This is a genomic window from Pseudoalteromonas sp. M8 (assembly GCF_018141365.1).
Taxonomy (GTDB): Bacteria; Pseudomonadota; Gammaproteobacteria; order Enterobacterales; family Alteromonadaceae; genus Pseudoalteromonas.
Genome location: NZ_CP047240.1, coordinates 3744787 through 3762139 on the forward strand (window position 1 = coordinate 3744787; position 17353 = coordinate 3762139).

Genomic DNA, 17353 nt, shown 5'->3' on the forward strand with positions numbered 1-17353 from the left:
TCAATGAGCTTATTAGTTACGCTAAAAGACGCGCAAAAAGAAGCGATGAAAGCCAAAGAGAAACTTCGTCTTGGCGCGATTCGTGCGGTACTTGCTGAAATTAAACAGCGAGAAATCGACAACCAAACTACACTAGACGACGCAGGCATTACTGCGGTTTTAGTTAAATTGGTTAAGCAGCGTCGCGATTCTTATACCCAGTATAAAGATGCAGGGCGTGAAGACTTAGCTGATATCGAAGCTAACGAAATTAGCGTACTTGAGACATTCCTTCCTAAGCCACTTAGCGAAGATGAACTTGTCGAGCTAATTGATGCCGTGATTGCACAAACTGGTGCGTCAGGCATGCAAGACATGGGCAAAGTAATGGGTGCGATTAAAGCAGAAGCTGAAGGTCGTGCTGATATGGGTAAAGTCTCTGGTTTAATTAAGCAAAGACTTACCGCTTAAGCCCACATACAATTGTATGATTGATAAGTGAACCGAGCCTAGTGCTCGGTTTCTTCGTTTTAGGCGTCATGCGTATCAATGCAGCGCTAATAAGATACCTTAATTGAATTAAGTTGATTTTTTCTCGTTGCTACTTGATATAATGCGCTCACTCACTAATACAACTTCGGAACTTAAATGAAAGGCAAAATCCCTAGACAGTTTATTGATGACTTGCTCGCAAGAGCGGACATTGTCGAGCTCATAGACGGTCGTGTGGGATTGAAAAAAGCAGGAAAAGACTACCAAGCCTGCTGTCCATTTCACAATGAGAAAACACCTTCATTTACCGTGTCACGTGATAAACAGTTTTACCATTGCTTCGGCTGTGGTGCCAATGGCAACGCAATTTCCTTCTTAATGGAATACGACAAGCTTGAGTTTGTCGATGCCATTGAAGAACTAGCCGCCCTATTAAACTTAGAAGTACCACGCGAAAACGCCCCGCAAGGGCCGCAGCGTTCAATGGAAGAAAAAAAGTCTGACTATGACTTAATGCTCCAAGCCGCTAAGTTTTACCAGCATCAGTTAAAACACCATAGCAATGCCACTCAAGTAATTGACTACGTAAAAGGCCGCGGCCTGAGTGGCGAAACTGTACAAAAGTTTATGATTGGTTATGCACCACCTGAATGGGAATCATTGTGTAATCAAATAGCCCGCAAGCCTGAGCACAAACAACAGCTACTTGATTTGAAATTAGCATCAGAAAAGTCAGCTGGCCGCCAATTTGACTTCTTCCGCGATCGCTTGATGTTCCCTATTCGTGATAAACGTGGTCGTGTCATCGCATTTGGCGGAAGGATAATGGGTGCAGATCAAGGCCCTAAATATCTAAACTCGCCTGAAACACGCATTTTCCATAAAAGTTTCGAACTTTATGGTTTTTATGAAGCTAAACAAGCCCACAAGCAATTAGATAAAGTGTTGATTGTGGAAGGCTATATGGACGTCGTTGCCCTTGCAGAAAAAGGCATTGATTACGCCGTTGCCGCGTTAGGCACTGCAACCACAGCTGAACATATGCAAACTTTGTTTCGAAATACCAACAGAGTGATATGCTGCTATGACGGTGACAGAGCTGGCCGCGATGCGGCTTGGCGTGCACTTGACCATGCTTTACCTAACTTAAAAGACGGTAAGTCTCTACAGTTTGTCTTTTTACCTGATGGTGAAGATCCAGACTCATTAGTACAGCAAGAAGGCAAAGACGCCTTTGAAGCGCGGCTGGACACGGCAACCGATTATACGCAAGTATTGTTTACCAAATTACGCGAGCAATGCGACCTTACAAATGATGCAGGCAAATCCAAGCTGCTTACCGATGCCATTCCACTGATCAGCAAAATACCCAGTGATTACTACCAAGAGAGTTTGTTAACTACCTTAGCTAGATTAATTGGTCGTACTCGTGAGCAACTTAGTGCTAAATTGGCAAGTAACAAACAGCAGAATAAAATTGAGCGCCAATTTAAAGTCACGCCAATGCGTCGAGCGATTGGCTTACTGCTCCAACATCCACAGCTTGCGCAAACGGTTGAGTATATGCCTGAACTCGGTGAAATGGCGATCCCAGGTATTCAGCTGCTACTGAGCTTACAAATGTTATGTCACGATAACCCGCAAATAAACACAGCGCAGTTACTTGAACATTATCGCGACCAAGCTGAATTCGATGCCTTGAAAAAGCTTGCGGTGTGGCAACATGGCGTTGCTGAAGATAGGCTAGAAGACGAATTTAAAAATACTTTTCAATTTATTGAAGATCAGTGTTTAAATTATCGCCTAGAGACCCTATTAATAAAGGAGAAAACCGAAGGCCTAACAAATGATGAGCGGCTAGAATGCGCACTCCTTACCCAAGCGCTTAAACAGTAGAAGTTCTAGTCAATAGCAATTTTCGGTGCTATAATGTTCTATTCACTGCGTCATCAAAATTTAGCTGTTAAATAGCTGGCGCCTGTTGTATCAACTTTTCAGAGTGGAAGCAAATTTCTCTATGGATCAATCTCCTCAGTCACAACTCAAACTTCTGATTCAGAAAGGTAAAGAGCAAGGTTATTTAACTTTTGCAGAAGTTAACGATCATCTTCCACAAGACATCATAGACTCAGATCAGGTAGAAGATATCATCAGCATGATCAACGATATGGGTATTCAGGTCTCTGAAAACGCGCCTGATGCTGACGAGTTGATGATGCAAGAAACAACAACAGATGAGGATGCTGCGGAAGCGGCAGCTGCGGCTTTAGCAACAGTAGAAAAAGAAATTGGCCGCACAACTGACCCTGTTCGTATGTACATGCGTGAAATGGGTACGGTTGAACTTCTAACTCGTGAAGGCGAAATCCAAATCGCTAAGCGTATCGAAGAAGGGATCAACCAAGTACAGATTTCTGTTGCAGAATACCCTGAAGCCATTACTTATCTTCTAGAACAATGGGACAAGTACGAAGCGGAAGAAATGCGCCTAAGCGACATTGTTTCTGGTTTCTTTGATCCTAATGCTGTCGAGGAAAACGAAGCACCAATTTCAGCAACACACATCGGTTCTGAGCTAAGTGATGAAGACTTGGATGACGAAGATGATGATGAAGATGATGACGATGACGACTCAGAAGAAGGCGATTCTGGCCCAGATCCTGAAGAAGCTCGCGAGCATTTTGAACATCTTCGTACGCTGTACAATGCCGCGCGAGAAATTTTTGAAAGTAAAGGTCGCTCGCACCCAGATGCGAAAGCTGCAATTCAGGAAATCGGTGATCACTTCCGTACTTTCAAGTTAGTTCCTAAGCAATTTGACCGCATGGTAAATAACATGCGCGACATGATGGATAAAGTGCGTGTTCAAGAACGCATCATCATGAAACAAGCAGTTCAAATTGCCAAGGTACCAAAAAAGGTTTTCGTTAAGCACTTTGCTAATAACGAAACCGATACCGCATGGATCGATGCTGAAATTGCATCAGGTGAAAAACACTCAGTAAAACTTGCTGAAGTAAAACCTGAAATCGAGCGTTGTGTTAACAAGCTTAAAGCGTTTGAAGATAGCACTGGCCTTAGCATTGAGCGTATTAAAGACATCAACCGTCGCATGAGTATTGGTGAAGCAAAAGCTCGCCGTGCGAAGAAAGAAATGGTTGAAGCGAACTTACGTCTTGTAATTTCAATCGCTAAAAAGTATACCAACCGTGGTCTGCAGTTCTTGGATCTAATCCAAGAAGGTAACATCGGTCTGATGAAAGCGGTTGATAAATTTGAATACCGTCGTGGTTACAAGTTTTCAACATACGCAACGTGGTGGATCCGTCAGGCGATTACTCGCTCAATTGCGGACCAGGCAAGAACTATCCGTATTCCAGTGCATATGATTGAAACAATCAACAAACTGAATCGTATCTCTCGTCAAATGCTACAGGAAATGGGCCGAGAGCCAAGTCCTGAAGAATTGGCAGAACGTATGATGATGCCTGAAGACAAGATCCGCAAAGTGTTAAAGATCGCCAAAGAGCCAATCTCAATGGAGACGCCAATTGGTGATGATGAAGATTCACATCTTGGTGACTTTATCGAAGACACAACTATCGAGTCGCCGATTGATTCAGCAACGATGGAAAGTCTTCGTGGCGCGACCAACGAAGTACTGGCAGGTCTTACAGCTCGTGAAGCTAAAGTACTACGTATGCGTTTTGGTATCGATATGAATACAGACCACACGTTAGAAGAAGTGGGTAAACAGTTTGATGTTACACGTGAGCGTATTCGTCAGATTGAAGCTAAAGCACTACGTAAGCTGCGCCACCCTTCTCGCTCAGATCTATTAAAGAGCTTTTTAGACGTTAAGGGCTAAAAAGTAGCAAATAAGATTAAGGCCGCTATTCAGCGGCCTTTTTTATAGTAATTGGATTAAATAGGTATACACACATGGCTTGGATCCAAATCCGAATTTATTCAGATAAAGCCGATGCCGATGCGTTAAGCGATATGCTTATGGATGTCGGTTGTCCGTCTGTCACATTCATGGATAGTAAAAACAATCCCGTTTACGAACCAAAACCTGGCGAAGTCATCTTATGGCCTGAGACAACGGTGATCGGTTTATTTGAAGCGAATCATGATATGCAAGCAGTCGTTGACTTTGTCCAGTCACAATATAACAAGCCGTTAAACTACAAGCTTGAACAGCTAGAAGACAAAGACTGGGAACGCGAGTGGATGGATAATTTCCACCCAATTAAGTTTGGCGAGAGATTATGGATTTGCCCAAGCTGGCGTGATGTGCCAAATCCCAATGCCGTCAATGTGCTACTGGATCCTGGTCTTGCATTTGGTACTGGTACCCATGCCACAACCGCACTTTGCCTGCAATGGTTAGAACAACAAGACCTCAGCAGCAAAACGGTCGTTGATTTTGGCTGTGGCTCTGGGATTTTAGGCATCGCAGCAATCAAATTAGGCGCTGAGCGTGTGATTGGTATTGATATCGATCCACAAGCGCTTATCGCAAGCCGCGATAATGCCGAGCGCAATGGCGTTGCAGATAAACTAGAAGTGTATTTACCTGAAAATCAGCCGCAATTCAGTGCTGATATCGTTGTTGCTAATATTCTTGCACAGCCGCTGAGAGAGCTACACGAAATCATTCTCGGCTTCTTGGGCGACAAAGGTGCCATCGCCATGTCTGGTATTTTAGAAGAGCAAGCGCAATCTGTTGCGGATGTTTATGCGCCATTTTTAAAGCTAGACAACATTACTCAACAGGGTGAATGGACGCGCGTCAGCGGTGTGAAAAAATAAGGCTGCTAACGTAACGCTGACAAAAGTATCAGCGAGTCAATGAAAGTTAGTAAGTTTTAACTGGTAAAGCCTGTAATTAACAGGCTTTACGCATTTTTCACAGCTTAAATTTTCGGCTCAAATTGTACCTTTAAAATTGTTTTTGCATAAATTTCGTGCAAATTATCTGGGCTCTCAGGTTGTTATCAAATGTCAACCCATAAAGTTCAAAAAAAAAGCAATTATGTTCAATTTATAACCTTTGATTTTTGCGAAAAAAACCGTAAACTTAGCGCCCCTTGAGGTAAGGCGGATTAAACTGTAGTGCGTATTGGTCCATACCAACTTGAAAACAATCTTATCGTAGCACCAATGGCTGGGATCACCGACAGACCGTTTCGACAACTGTGTCGACGTCTAGGTGCTGGGCTTGCGGTATCAGAAATGTTGTCTTCAAATCCAAAAGTGTGGAAAACCGATAAGTCGCAAAATCGCATGGATCACAGCGGTGAATCGGGCATTCGCTCGGTACAAATCGCAGGAGCAGATCCTGAGTTGATGGCGCAAGCAGCACAATTTAATGTCGCAAACGGTGCGCAGATCATAGATATCAATATGGGCTGCCCCGCTAAGAAAGTGAACAAGAAGCTTGCAGGCTCAGCATTGTTGCAATATCCAGAGTTGGTTGACGAAATCGTCACCGCTGTGGTTGCTGCCGTTGACGTACCTGTGTCGTTAAAAATCCGTACAGGATGGGACACAGACAATCGTAACGGTGTTGAGATTGCTCGCATAGCTGAACGTCGAGGCATTGCTTCGCTAGCCGTGCATGGCCGTACAAGAGCATGTATGTATAAGGGCGAAGCTGAATACGCCACGATCAGAGAAATTAAACGTTCAGTATCTATTCCTGTAATAGCAAATGGTGACATTACGTCTCCTGAAAAAGCGAAGCAGGTGCTGGAATACACGGGCGCAGATGCCATTATGATTGGTCGAGCCGCCCAAGGTCGTCCTTGGATTTTCCGAGAAATAGACCACTATTTGCGAACCGGTGAACATTTGTCAGAACCTGAAATAGCAGAGGTTCGAGCAATATTGATGGAGCACTTAGTAAATCTCCATCAATTCTACGGTGAGCCAATGGGAGCGCGCATCGCACGCAAGCATGTATCTTGGTATTTGCAGGCCCATGACCAAGAAGGTCAATTTAGGCGAGTATTCAATGCCTTGGAGACGCCAGAAGCGCAAATCGAGGCATTAGAAGACTATTTTGAAACATTAGGGTGAATGAATTTATTCATCCTTCAGGCTAACTAAGAAAGAGACATAACGATGTTCGAACAAAATGTGACTTCTCCATTTATTACTAACGCTCATGTTCAGTCACAAGAGAAACCGCAACCTTTGCGCGATGCAGTTAAAAAAGCTGTACATCACTACCTAAAGCAGCTTAATGGTCAAGACGTACAAGACGTTTATGAGTTAGTTCTTTCTGAGCTTGAAGCACCTCTACTTGAAGAGGTTATGACTTATACTCGTGGTAACCAGACTCGTGCAGCGATCCTTTTAGGTATCAACCGTGGCACACTTCGCAAGAAGCTAAAAAAATACGGCATGAACTAAGCATTGCTGGTAAAATTTAGTTGATAAAAAAGCACCTTCGGGTGCTTTTTTATTGTTTAATATTCAGCAACTAGCGGACATTTATCCTTTTCATATCGCACTTTTCTCATGTTTATCTCGCCTTTTAACATCGTCATCTTAACAATAATGCGCTAAAATACCGGCTTTCTAAGCTAGCCCTTAACTAATCATTGAGGAAACCTGAACCATCATGGATATACATCGTCCAATTCGTCGCGCCCTACTAAGCGTGTCAGATAAAACCGGTATCGTTGAATTCGCCACAGCACTTGCAGCTCAAGGCGTAGAAATTTTATCAACTGGCGGTACTTGCAAACTACTTGCAGACAACGGCATTAAAGTAACAGAAGTATCTGATTACACTGGCCACCCAGAAATCATGGATGGTCGCGTTAAAACGCTTCACCCAAAAGTGCACGGCGGTATCTTAGGACGTCGCGGTCAAGACGAAGACGTCATGACTGAAAACAATATTTCAGCAATCGATATGGTAGTAGTCAACTTATATCCCTTCGCACAAACTGTTGCGAAAGCTGACTGTAGCCTAGAAGATGCAATCGAAAATATCGATATTGGTGGTCCAACTATGGTTCGTGCTGCGGCTAAGAACCACAAAGACGTGACCATTGTTGTAAATGCGAGTGACTACAGCCGCGTCATTGAAGAAATGAAGGCGAACTCTGGCTCTACAACATACAAGACACGTTTCGACCTTGCTATTGCGGCCTACGAGCATACCGCACAGTATGACGGCATGATTGCCAACTACTTCGGTAAAATGGTTCCGGATTATACGGAAGAAGCAGCAGAGGAAACCAAATTCCCTCGCACTATCAATATGCAATTCACTAAGAAGCAAGATATGCGCTACGGTGAAAACTCGCATCAAGACGCTGCTTTCTATGTTGAAAACAACATTGAAGAAGCATCCGTCGCGACGGCTAAACAACTTCAAGGTAAAGCGCTGTCTTATAACAATATCGCTGATACCGATGCCGCACTTGAGTGTGTTAAAGAGTTTGATAAGCCGGCTTGTGTTATCGTAAAACACGCAAACCCTTGTGGTGTTGCGGTAGATGAAAACATTCTTGCCGCCTATGACCGCGCGTTTAAGACCGACCCAACTTCTGCCTTCGGTGGTATCATCGCCTTTAACCGAGAGCTAGACGGCGACACGGCGGAAGCCATCGTAGCGCGTCAGTTTGTTGAAGTTATCATCGCACCTAGCGTATCAGAAGAAGCCGCACAAATCGTTGCTGCGAAGCAAAATGTACGTTTACTAGAATGTGGTCAGTGGTCAAACAAAACCACAGGTACTGATATTAAGCGTGTTAATGGCGGTATCTTAGTACAAGATCGTGACCAAGGTATGGTTGGTTTGGACGACCTTAAGGTGGTTTCAAAACGTCAACCTACAGAGCAAGAACTAAAAGATCTACTGTTCTGCTGGAAAGTCGCTAAATTTGTTAAGTCCAACGCGATTGTTTACGCCCGTGATGGCATGACTATTGGTGTGGGCGCAGGCCAAATGAGCCGCGTATACTCTGCAAAAATCGCAGGGATCAAAGCCGCAGACGAAAACCTAGAAGTTCCGGGTTCTGTGATGGCTTCTGATGCGTTCTTCCCATTCCGTGATGGCATTGACGCCGCTGCGGCTGCGGGTATCACTGCGGTAATTCAGCCGGGTGGTTCAATGCGTGATGAAGAGGTGATTGCCGCCGCTGATGAAGCGGGAATGGCAATGGTGTTTACCGGCATGCGCCACTTCCGCCATTAATCAATAAAGCGCGAAACTTATGAGTTTCGCGCTTTTTGTTTCAGCTAATTTCCAGTATTCTGGCTACAGCATAATCATAACAGAATGAAGGAAGCTAACGATGAATCTAGGTATGAAATCTCTTATCGCTGCTGCAGTATTTACCACTTTAGTGGGCTGTAACGCGACAGAATCTAACTCCAGCCAAGCAGTACCAAGCGCGATTGCAAAAGCCGTTGCTAGCGACAATCGAGCTGAGAGCAATAGAGCCCGAGACCAATATCGCCACCCAAGTGAAACGCTTGCTTTTTTTGGCATTGAGCCATCAATGACCGTGGTAGAAATTGCACCTGGTGGTGGTTGGTATAGTGAGATTTTAGCGCCGCTGGTTAAAGGTCAAGGCACCTATTATGCAGCGCACTTCCCTGCTGATTCAGATGTTGGCTACTATCAACGCTCATTAAAAGGCTACAAAGAAAAAGTAGCAACCAACCCAGACTATAGTGAAGTAAAGATCACGGAATTTGCACCAGTGACGCACAGTAATATTGCGCCACAAGGCAGTGCAGACGTGGTACTTACCTTCCGTAACGTACATAACTGGTACATGGGTAAAGGGGATGAAGGTGTACTTAGCGCGTTCAACGCGTTTAATAAGGCACTGAAACCTGGTGGCATTTTAGGTGTGGTTGAACACCGCCTACCTGAGCACCGTCAACTTGATGATCAAAAGTCGTCAGGTTATATGAAGCAAAGTTATGTTGTTGATATCGCCAAGCAAGCTGGGTTTGAATTAGTTGCAAGCAGCGACATTAACGCCAACCCACTAGACAGCGCCAATCACCCAAAAGGCGTCTGGACTCTGCCACCTCGCTTAGCGCTAGGTGATGAAAAAGCAGCGCAATATAAAGCGATTGGGGAAAGCGACCGCATGACCTTAAAATTCAAAAAGCTTTAATAGGAAAATTTCGCCATGAATGTACTAGTCATTGGCAGCGGTGGACGTGAGCATGCGCTTGCGTTCAAAGCCGCACAAAACCCATCTGTAAAAACGGTTTTTGTAGCACCTGGTAACGCAGGTACTGCGCTTGAGCCTAAACTCGAAAACGTAGCTATCGGCGTTGAAGATATCGATGCCTTGGTCGTCTTTGCTAAAGAAAACAATGTGCAATTAACCATTGTTGGCCCTGAAGCGCCACTGGTTATCGGTGTAGTTGACCGTTTCCGTGAAGAAGGCTTAGCTATTTTTGGACCTACTCAAGCGGCAGCGCAGTTGGAAGGTTCGAAGTCGTTTACTAAAGACTTTTTAGCACGTCATGATATTCCAACAGCGGCTTATCAAACGTTTGAAGAGATTGAGCCTGCGCTTGCCTACTTGAAAGCACAAGGGGCACCTATCGTCGTTAAGGCTGATGGGCTTGCTGCTGGTAAAGGGGTCATTGTGGCAATGACCGAAGCGGAAGCGGAAGAAGCAATCCGCGATATGCTTGCGGGTAACGCTTTTGGCGAAGCGGGCAGTCGTGTGGTTATTGAAGAGTTTTTAGAAGGTGAAGAAGCCTCTTTCATCGTCATGGTTGACGGCAAAAATGTACTTCCTTTTGCCACCAGCCAAGATCACAAACGTGCATACGATGGTGATAAAGGCCCAAACACAGGTGGTATGGGTGCATACTCTCCAGCTCCTGTAGTCACGCCAGATATTCATGAACGCATCATGGCTGAAGTGATCAATCCAACGGTTGAAGGTATGGCGAAAGAAGGTCACCCTTATACAGGTTTTCTATACGCTGGTTTGATGATCACAGCAGACGGCACACCAAAAGTTATCGAGTATAACTGCCGCTTTGGCGACCCAGAAACACAACCTATCATGTTGCGCCTTCAGTCTGATTTAGTTGAGCTGATTGAAGCGGCAAACCGAGAAGAGCTTGATCAAACATCGATCGAATTCGATCCGCGAGCTGCCGTTGGTGTTGTGCTTGCAGCTAGTGGCTACCCAGGGAACTACCCTAAGGGTGACGCTATTTCAGGTCTTCAAGTGAACTATCCTGAAGGTGAAAAAGTGTTCCATGCTGGTACTAAACAAGATGGCGAGCATGTAGTCACCGCAGGTGGTCGAGTATTATGTGCAACGGCCCTTGGCCACACGGTAACCGAAGCGCAAAAACGCGCCTACTCTCTAGTTAAAGACATTCACTGGGATGGTGTAGAGTACCGCACAGATATCGCATATCGTGCAATCGCACGCGAAAGCTAATTCACATTAAGCTTTGCAAGGCCAGCCCGACGCTGGCCTTTTTCATTTTTACACACTGCGTTTCTAAGTTTGTAATGGTATCCTACCCTTTTATGAGCATTTTTAGGGGCAAAGATGCAAGTACAAGGTACACTCAGCAAGTTAAAGTCAGCGCTTGTTGAACCTATTCAATATCAATTACCCGTGGGTGATAACTTAGTATCGCTCAACGAATACTTTGGTAAACCAGTTACCCTTACCTTCACTGGCAATATATTTTGCAGTAGCTGTGGTAAAAAAACCAAAAAGAGCTATTCGCAAGGCCACTGTTTCGTGTGCATGAGAAAACTCGCTAGCTGCGACATGTGCATTATGAAGCCAGAGACCTGCCACTATGATCAAGGCACCTGTCGTGAACCCCAATGGGGCGAAGAGAACTGTATGATCCCGCACTATGTGTATTTGGCCAATACCTCAGGTCTTAAAGTTGGGATCACTCGTCATACGCAGATCCCAACACGTTGGATAGATCAAGGCGCAACGCAAGCACTGCCGATTTTTAAGGTGCAGACCCGTCACCAGTCAGGATTAGTGGAAGTGGCACTGGCTCAGTTTATTGCCGATAAGACTAACTGGCGCAATATGCTCAAAGGCATCAATCCTGAAATAGACCTCAAAGCAGAAGCTGCTAAGCTTATTCCCGAGATCCAAGCAAAGCTCGACGAACTTGCTGAACTCTTTGGTGCAACCGCCATTGAAGTGCTGGACGAGGAAGTGGTTGATCTCACTTTCCCTGTAGAGCAGCACCCGAGTAAAATCAGCTCGTTTAACTTTGATAAAGACCCTGTAGTATCAGGCGTGCTTGAAGGGATCAAAGGCCAATACCTTATTTTTGATAATGGTGTGATCAATATCCGTAAGTTTACTTCTTACGAAATTACCTTCTCTGACGAATAAAATGCATGCCAATCGTCTTCTGTAAGTGGCTTACAGAAGACGTAACCTTGGATTGTATGACAACCTAACTTGCGCAGGTAACGTTTCTGTACAGGCTTTTCTACGCCCTCAGCTACAACTTGCAAGTTGAGTGCCTTAGCCATCGCCACAATTGCCGAAACAATTTCGCTGTTGCCATATTCATCGGGCACTTTAGCAATAAAACTAGCATCTATTTTTAGGATATCGATGGGCAGTTTAGCCAAGTAACTGAGCGCAGAATACCCTGTACCAAAGTCATCAATCGCCAGTTTTACACCCAGCTCCTTGAGTTTTTTCAAGGTGTACTTAGCCTCAAGCAGATTACCGATAAAGCTATTTTCAGTAAGCTCAAGCTCAAGATACTTGCCGTCGACGCTGTGCTTTTTTAATGCCTGCGCAACACATTGATACAGGTCACCTTGAGTGACATGTGACGCCGAGATATTAATCGCCAAGCGCCTAATCTCAACACCTGCGCGTTGCCATTTAGCCAGGTGCTGACAGGCTTTATCTATTACCCACTGATCTAAGCGAATAATAAGCCCAAGCTCCTCAGCAAGTGGAATAAATTGAGCCGGTGAGATCATCCCAAGATTTGGGTCACGCCAGCGCAGTAAACACTCAACACTGGAAATACGACTGCTGGTTAAGCACTGCAAGGGTTGAAAATGCAGTTCAAACTCATCATTTTCTAAGGCATTCTGAAAACGACTTAGCATGGATAAACGCTCAAATGAGCGTGCATTCATCGAAGCTTCGAATAACTGAAAGGAGTTGCGCCCTACTTCTTTGGAGCGATACATAGCAACATCGGCGTGTTTAAGCAATGTTTCCGTGTCATGACCATCTTCGGGATAAATAGCAGCCCCCATTGAGGCTGTTGCAGCCACCTGCATATCACCAAGTTGAAAGGGGCTCGATAGTGCCATCAACATTTGGTCAGCAAACTCAATAACCTCCGACATGCCATTCACTTCACTCAGTAGCACAACAAATTCGTCGCCCCCAAGTCGCGCTAACGTGTCACCTTCGTTTAGAATAGACTTTATCCGCTCGCTAACCTGAACCAATAATTCATCTCCGGCGCTGTGGCCAAGAGAGTCATTCACTTCCTTAAAGCGGTCTAAATCTATAAACATCACACTGAGTTTTTGCTTGTAGCGGTGCGCTGATGCCAATGCCATAGAGAGTCTGTCGTAAAATAAGCGGCGATTAGGCAACCCAGTCAATTCATCAAAATAGGCTAAGCGAGCAATTTTTTCTTCAGCATTTTTACGCTCCGTAATGTCACTAAAAATGGCTGCGTAGAGCATGTCGTCACTGTACGGCTCTCTGATCTCAATAATCGTAAGCCATTCAACATAAATCTCACCGCTCTTTTTACGATTGCAGATCTCGCCCTGCCACACACCTGTTTCTCTGAGCGTTTGCCACATGCTCTGATAATAGCATTCATCATGTAGCCCAGAGCTCAATATGCTTGGGTTTTTCCCTAGTACTTCGTAATCTTTGTAGCCGGTAAGCGCACTAAACGCTGGGTTGATCTGGATTATTTCACCTGAACTTTTGGTGATCATAATGCCATCGAGAGAAGCATCAATGATGCGGTTAGCTAGATAAAGATTCTTCTCCGATTTTTGCAGTGCAATATCACGTTGTACTAGGACTTTTTCCAGCTCGCTACAATACGCAGTTTCAATTTCAGTCAGGACATTTTTGAGCGCTAATAGCCCTATCACTTGTTGCGAATCTGGTGACGTCACCACCAAATGACGAATGGAGTTTACCGTCATCAACCGATAAGCATCGAATAGGCTGTCTTTTGGCGTCATGGAGAGCATCGGATAACTGGCTAATTGCCAGCAAGGCTGACGCCAATCTGGGTTGAGAATAATATACGCAATATCACGCTGAGTAATAATGCCATACTCATTTAATTCACGGTTATACACCAGCACAGCGGTAAGCTTAAGCTCACGCATATTATTGATAACATCAGAGACGCAGTCTTCACTGTCTAAAATCACAATGCTCGAGTCAAAGTGCTGCTCAATTGGTCTAAAATGTAAATAATGGTCGAGCCCTTGGCTGCGCACAATATCGGATAAAGAGACCACACCACAAGGCAGATTATCCGAGTCCACCACGAGTAAGTGACGGATCCCTAGTTGGTGGAATTTGACCGTCGCCTCGCTCAAGGTTTTATCAATTTGAATTTTTTGCACCGGTGTAGTCATCACTTCCCGGATCGGCACCTGAGCAAAATCAGGGTCGTTAAAGTTGAGCTTAACGCAATCCGACTCAGTCCAGATACCAATAATGTCATCGGCACGGGTAATAAAGATCGAGCTCACTCTGCTCGCTCGCATTTGCGCAACCGCATCATATAGACTGGTTTGCTCATCGCAACATAACAAGCTATTGGTAAATACTTCTTTGATCTGTAACTGACGTGAATCACCAACCATAAGCACACTCTCGCAATATTATTCCAATTTGAAGTATACTGGGCGACACTTTTGATAACTTGACCAAGAACAAATTATGGCGATAAAAACCTACCCTTTATTGCTGGTATTAGACCAAAGTATAGAGTTTATCGAAGATGAAAAAGCACTTAGAGATGCAACGCATCTGCTCGATGATGCGTCACTCAAACGGTTAATTCTAGTATACCCAAACGATTGCTGCAGCAACGCACAAGGTGCGCCCGTACAAGGTATTGATTTGAAATATTTAACCGAATTAGTGCAACAATATCTCGTTGACGAAGGCCAGTGTTGCGTCAGCAAAATCCAACTGAGCAATACTCAGCAGGCTTTTGATTTATTAAGTCTAAGCTAACCGGCTTCAACCAGCGCTTTGATATGTGTCACGGCGCTGCGGCCTAAAGAAGAAAGATCATAGCCCCCTTCTAAGTAGGAAATAATCCCCAAACAGTCCGATGAGTTTGCAAACTCGACTACTTGCTCAGTAAACCATTGATAATCTTGTTCAACAAACTTGAGTCCGCCCATATCATCTTCTAAATGACCATCAAACCCTGCACTGATAAAAATGAGCTGAGGTTTAAATGATCGCAGCTTAGGCAACCATTGCTGCTCCACCAAGGCTTTTAAGTCTGTGCCATCCGCTCCTGCACTCAACGGGGAATTGATTAGCGTTTGATGATTCTCAATCGCGGTATTTGGATAAAAAGGGTGTTGGAATAAAGAGCAAAGTAATACGCTATGATCGTCTTTGAAAATATCTTGCGTGCCATTACCATGATGTACATCGATGTCCAATATAGCCACTCGATCTACACCCTTTGTCTTGGCATAAGCGGCAGCAATGGCAACATTATTAAAGACACAAAATCCCGATGAAGTACTTTGATTGGCGTGGTGCCCAGGAGGTCTAACAGAACAAAATGCAGCATCAAGTTTACCTGCGACTATTTCGTCCACCGCGAGTATTCCTGCGCCAACAGCGCGTTCAATCGCTTTCATAGAATCAGGACAAAGCCAAGTGTCGCCGTCTAACTCGGTTAACCCTTCATTAGGGATTTTATCCATTACTTCTTTGATCATAGCTTGATCATGAACCAATGCATAGTGTGACGTATCGGCTTTCAGCGCCGTTTTGTGCTCAATGGCGATATCAAGTCCAGACGCTAGCAACCGGTCTGATATCGCATCTAACCTCGCAGGACACTCAGGATGTTCCTCGGTCATTTTATGCTTGCGGCAATACGGATGAGTAATAATTGCAGTACGCATAACGAATATACATCCTATGTTAGTTTGCGACGTGGTTGATTTAAATAGCTATCCTTTCACTATATCAAAGCCACATAATTGTGGCTTTGATACTTTGGTATATCCTAATGCTGGATTTCTTTCGCCTTTAAATCCAAGTTATGGAAATCGAAACTAAAGTCGGTTATTTCCGGATTAACAAATTCCATCGCAGCAGACTCAACCCGTTGAGATTTATCCATCACAAAATTGATGTAAGAATCTGCTTCAAGTAATGGCTCATCCCAACGTACCACAAAGGTGTTACCGGTTAGGTGCTCAAGTTTCCCTTTTAAGCGCTTAGTATGCGTAAAATCAATGCGCAGTTCCTTACCGAGCTTTTCCACTACCACATCGCCATACCAAGCGCTAGTTAGTGTTCCCGTGTAGTTGTTTAATGGTAAAGCAGGCTGTGGTTTTGCAACTTCGATTATCCCAGCTTTGGCGTATTTATCTTGTTGCGCCTTAAAGTAATCATCGGCGATGATCTGCACCCAGTCTTTATCTTCTAGGCCAAGCGCATCTTCAAACACTTCATTGATAATCGCGGAAAGTGCGGGGTATTTTTGTTGGTTTGATAAGACCACCACACCCAATTTTTTCTCTGGGATCATCGCAACTTGCGACACCATACCTAAAATCCCACCGCCGTGACCTACCTTTTTATAACCAAAGTAGTCTTCTACCGCCCAGCCAAGGCCGTACCCTCTAAACTGTTGGTGGTATACTTCTGCGGCTTTTGCTGCGGGAATACGCGTAATGTGTGGATGCCACATTTGCACTTGTTGCTCTTGGCTAAATAGCTGCTCGCCAGAAGGTAAGCGACCACCTTCAAGCTGAGTTTGTAACCACTTGGTCATGTCATCCACGTTAGACGCAATGGCACCAGCACCACGGAAATCTTCTAGGTAATTAACAAAGAACGGTGTAAGTTTGCCATCCATCGGAATATGGCCAGTCGCCCAATTACTATTGTTAGCCGGGATCCGAGAGAATCCAGCCTTTGAGTCATCCATATCCAGCTTAGTAAACATTTCCTGCTCAACAAAATCGCGCCAATCTTTGCCACTGACTCGGCTTACGACTTCTCCTGCAACAACAAACATCAAATTGTTATAAGCGTAATGGCTACGGAAACTTGAATCAGGTTTGAGATGTGAAATACCAGCTAGCAATTCTGGCATGGTTTTATCAGTATCAGGCCAGATCATAAGATCGCCTGCCCCAAGGCCCAATCCACTTCGATGACTTAATAAATCTCGGATAGTCATCTCTTGAGTAACATAACTATCGTAAAGCTTAAATTCTGGAATATGTTTAATGACTTTGTCATCCCAACTCAGTTTGCCTTGATCAATTAACATCGCCAGTGCTGCTGCCGTGAAAGCTTTGGTGTTGGATGCAATACCAAACAAGGTATCCGCATTGACCTTAGCTGGCTTATTTAAATGCGTCACTCCGAAGCCCTTGGTCATCACAACCTTACCATCTTCTACGATACCAATTGCCAAACCTGGAATATTAAACTTTGTCATTGCGCTTTTTACCGCAGTTTCAACATCCTGTTGGTTTACTGCCGCGCTTGCCTGTGCACTAAGAAAACTTGCAGCAACTAGGCCTGAGGTTAATAGCCATTGTTTTATTTTCATTATTTTTCCTTGGTTTTTTTGCCACAACCAATCATGATGTTAC

The 17353-nt window shown here is 44.5% G+C and carries 14 protein-coding genes; 11 read left to right on the forward strand and 3 right to left on the reverse strand.

All coding sequences use genetic code 11. The annotated features are described in order from the left end of the window. The first annotated feature begins 3 nt into the window (after positions 1 to 3). The 10 genes from GSF13_RS21715 to GSF13_RS21760 all read left to right on the forward strand — a co-directional run bounded on the left by GSF13_RS21715 (position 4) and on the right by GSF13_RS21760 (position 11861). The gene (locus GSF13_RS21715; protein ID WP_010607192.1) at positions 4 to 450 is read left to right on the forward strand and encodes a GatB/YqeY domain-containing protein; all 447 of its coding nucleotides are present in this window, start codon (positions 4 to 6) and stop codon (positions 448 to 450) included. Between the two features lie 177 nt (positions 451 to 627). Next, positions 628 to 2367: a DNA primase gene (dnaG, locus tag GSF13_RS21720; protein WP_010607191.1), complete on the forward strand. Its 1740-nt coding sequence runs from the start codon at positions 628 to 630 to the stop codon at positions 2365 to 2367. 121 nt (positions 2368 to 2488) lie between these two features. Continuing rightward, positions 2489 to 4339 (forward strand): RNA polymerase sigma factor RpoD, encoded by a 1851-nt coding sequence (gene rpoD, locus GSF13_RS21725; protein WP_211867058.1) that lies wholly within the window; start codon positions 2489 to 2491, stop codon positions 4337 to 4339. 74 nt (positions 4340 to 4413) lie between these two features. Continuing rightward, complete coding sequence (gene prmA, locus GSF13_RS21730; RefSeq protein WP_211867060.1) at positions 4414 to 5286, forward strand: 50S ribosomal protein L11 methyltransferase; 873 nt, start codon at positions 4414 to 4416, stop codon at positions 5284 to 5286. 303 nt (positions 5287 to 5589) lie between these two features. After that, positions 5590 to 6555: a tRNA dihydrouridine synthase DusB gene (gene dusB, locus GSF13_RS21735; RefSeq protein ID WP_211867062.1), complete on the forward strand. Its 966-nt coding sequence runs from the start codon at positions 5590 to 5592 to the stop codon at positions 6553 to 6555. 45 nt (positions 6556 to 6600) lie between these two features. Further along, positions 6601 to 6891, forward strand: coding sequence for a DNA-binding transcriptional regulator Fis (fis, locus tag GSF13_RS21740; RefSeq protein WP_010374122.1), 291 nt, complete (start codon positions 6601 to 6603; stop codon positions 6889 to 6891). A 211-nt stretch (positions 6892 to 7102) separates the two neighbouring features. Further along, entirely contained in the window at positions 7103 to 8689 is a 1587-nt protein-coding gene (gene purH, locus GSF13_RS21745) for a bifunctional phosphoribosylaminoimidazolecarboxamide formyltransferase/IMP cyclohydrolase (protein ID WP_174170610.1), read from the forward strand. A 100-nt stretch (positions 8690 to 8789) separates the two neighbouring features. Continuing rightward, the gene (locus tag GSF13_RS21750) at positions 8790 to 9626 is read left to right on the forward strand and encodes a class I SAM-dependent methyltransferase (protein WP_102057551.1); all 837 of its coding nucleotides are present in this window, start codon (positions 8790 to 8792) and stop codon (positions 9624 to 9626) included. 15 nt (positions 9627 to 9641) lie between these two features. After that, entirely contained in the window at positions 9642 to 10925 is a 1284-nt protein-coding gene (gene purD, locus GSF13_RS21755; protein ID WP_211867064.1) for a phosphoribosylamine--glycine ligase, read from the forward strand. Between the two features lie 114 nt (positions 10926 to 11039). Continuing rightward, a complete protein-coding gene (locus GSF13_RS21760) occupies positions 11040 to 11861 on the forward strand; it encodes a DUF2797 domain-containing protein (protein WP_010607184.1) in 822 nt (273 codons plus the stop codon). Here the strand turns inward: GSF13_RS21760 and GSF13_RS21765 are convergent. Continuing rightward, complete coding sequence (locus tag GSF13_RS21765; protein ID WP_211867066.1) at positions 11834 to 14350, reverse strand: EAL domain-containing protein; 2517 nt, start codon at positions 14348 to 14350, stop codon at positions 11834 to 11836. The genes GSF13_RS21760 and GSF13_RS21765 overlap by 28 nt on opposite strands. Before the next feature lie 76 nt (positions 14351 to 14426). Here GSF13_RS21765 and GSF13_RS21770 point away from each other — a divergent pair, with 76 nt between their 5' ends. Next, entirely contained in the window at positions 14427 to 14726 is a 300-nt protein-coding gene (locus GSF13_RS21770; RefSeq protein ID WP_211867068.1) for a DUF4144 family protein, read from the forward strand. Here the strand turns inward: GSF13_RS21770 and GSF13_RS21775 are convergent. Continuing rightward, complete coding sequence (locus GSF13_RS21775) at positions 14723 to 15643, reverse strand: histone deacetylase family protein (protein ID WP_211867070.1); 921 nt, start codon at positions 15641 to 15643, stop codon at positions 14723 to 14725. The two genes, GSF13_RS21770 and GSF13_RS21775, sit on opposite strands and share 4 nt — an antisense overlap. Before the next feature lie 104 nt (positions 15644 to 15747). Continuing rightward, positions 15748 to 17310 (reverse strand): serine hydrolase, encoded by a 1563-nt coding sequence (locus GSF13_RS21780; RefSeq protein ID WP_211867072.1) that lies wholly within the window; start codon positions 17308 to 17310, stop codon positions 15748 to 15750. Positions 17311 to 17353 lie beyond the last annotated feature (43 nt).

Excerpts from the sequence above, each read along its gene's own strand:
- GSF13_RS21715 (WP_010607192.1), top strand. The coding sequence starts at position 4 with ATGAGCTTATTAGTTACGCTAAAAGACGCGCAAAAAGAAGCGATGAAA.
- dnaG (WP_010607191.1), top strand. The coding sequence starts at position 628 with ATGAAAGGCAAAATCCCTAGACAGTTTATTGATGACTTGCTCGCAAGA.
- rpoD (WP_211867058.1), top strand. The coding sequence starts at position 2,489 with ATGGATCAATCTCCTCAGTCACAACTCAAACTTCTGATTCAGAAAGGT.
- prmA (WP_211867060.1), top strand. The coding sequence starts at position 4,414 with ATGGCTTGGATCCAAATCCGAATTTATTCAGATAAAGCCGATGCCGAT.
- fis (WP_010374122.1), top strand. The coding sequence starts at position 6,601 with ATGTTCGAACAAAATGTGACTTCTCCATTTATTACTAACGCTCATGTT.
- purH (WP_174170610.1), top strand. The coding sequence starts at position 7,103 with ATGGATATACATCGTCCAATTCGTCGCGCCCTACTAAGCGTGTCAGAT.
- GSF13_RS21750 (WP_102057551.1), top strand. The coding sequence starts at position 8,790 with ATGAATCTAGGTATGAAATCTCTTATCGCTGCTGCAGTATTTACCACT.
- purD (WP_211867064.1), top strand. The coding sequence starts at position 9,642 with ATGAATGTACTAGTCATTGGCAGCGGTGGACGTGAGCATGCGCTTGCG.
- GSF13_RS21760 (WP_010607184.1), top strand. The coding sequence starts at position 11,040 with ATGCAAGTACAAGGTACACTCAGCAAGTTAAAGTCAGCGCTTGTTGAA.
- GSF13_RS21765 (WP_211867066.1), bottom strand. The coding sequence starts at position 14,350 with ATGGTTGGTGATTCACGTCAGTTACAGATCAAAGAAGTATTTACCAAT.
- GSF13_RS21770 (WP_211867068.1), top strand. The coding sequence starts at position 14,427 with ATGGCGATAAAAACCTACCCTTTATTGCTGGTATTAGACCAAAGTATA.
- GSF13_RS21775 (WP_211867070.1), bottom strand. The coding sequence starts at position 15,643 with ATGCGTACTGCAATTATTACTCATCCGTATTGCCGCAAGCATAAAATG.
- GSF13_RS21780 (WP_211867072.1), bottom strand. The coding sequence starts at position 17,310 with ATGAAAATAAAACAATGGCTATTAACCTCAGGCCTAGTTGCTGCAAGT.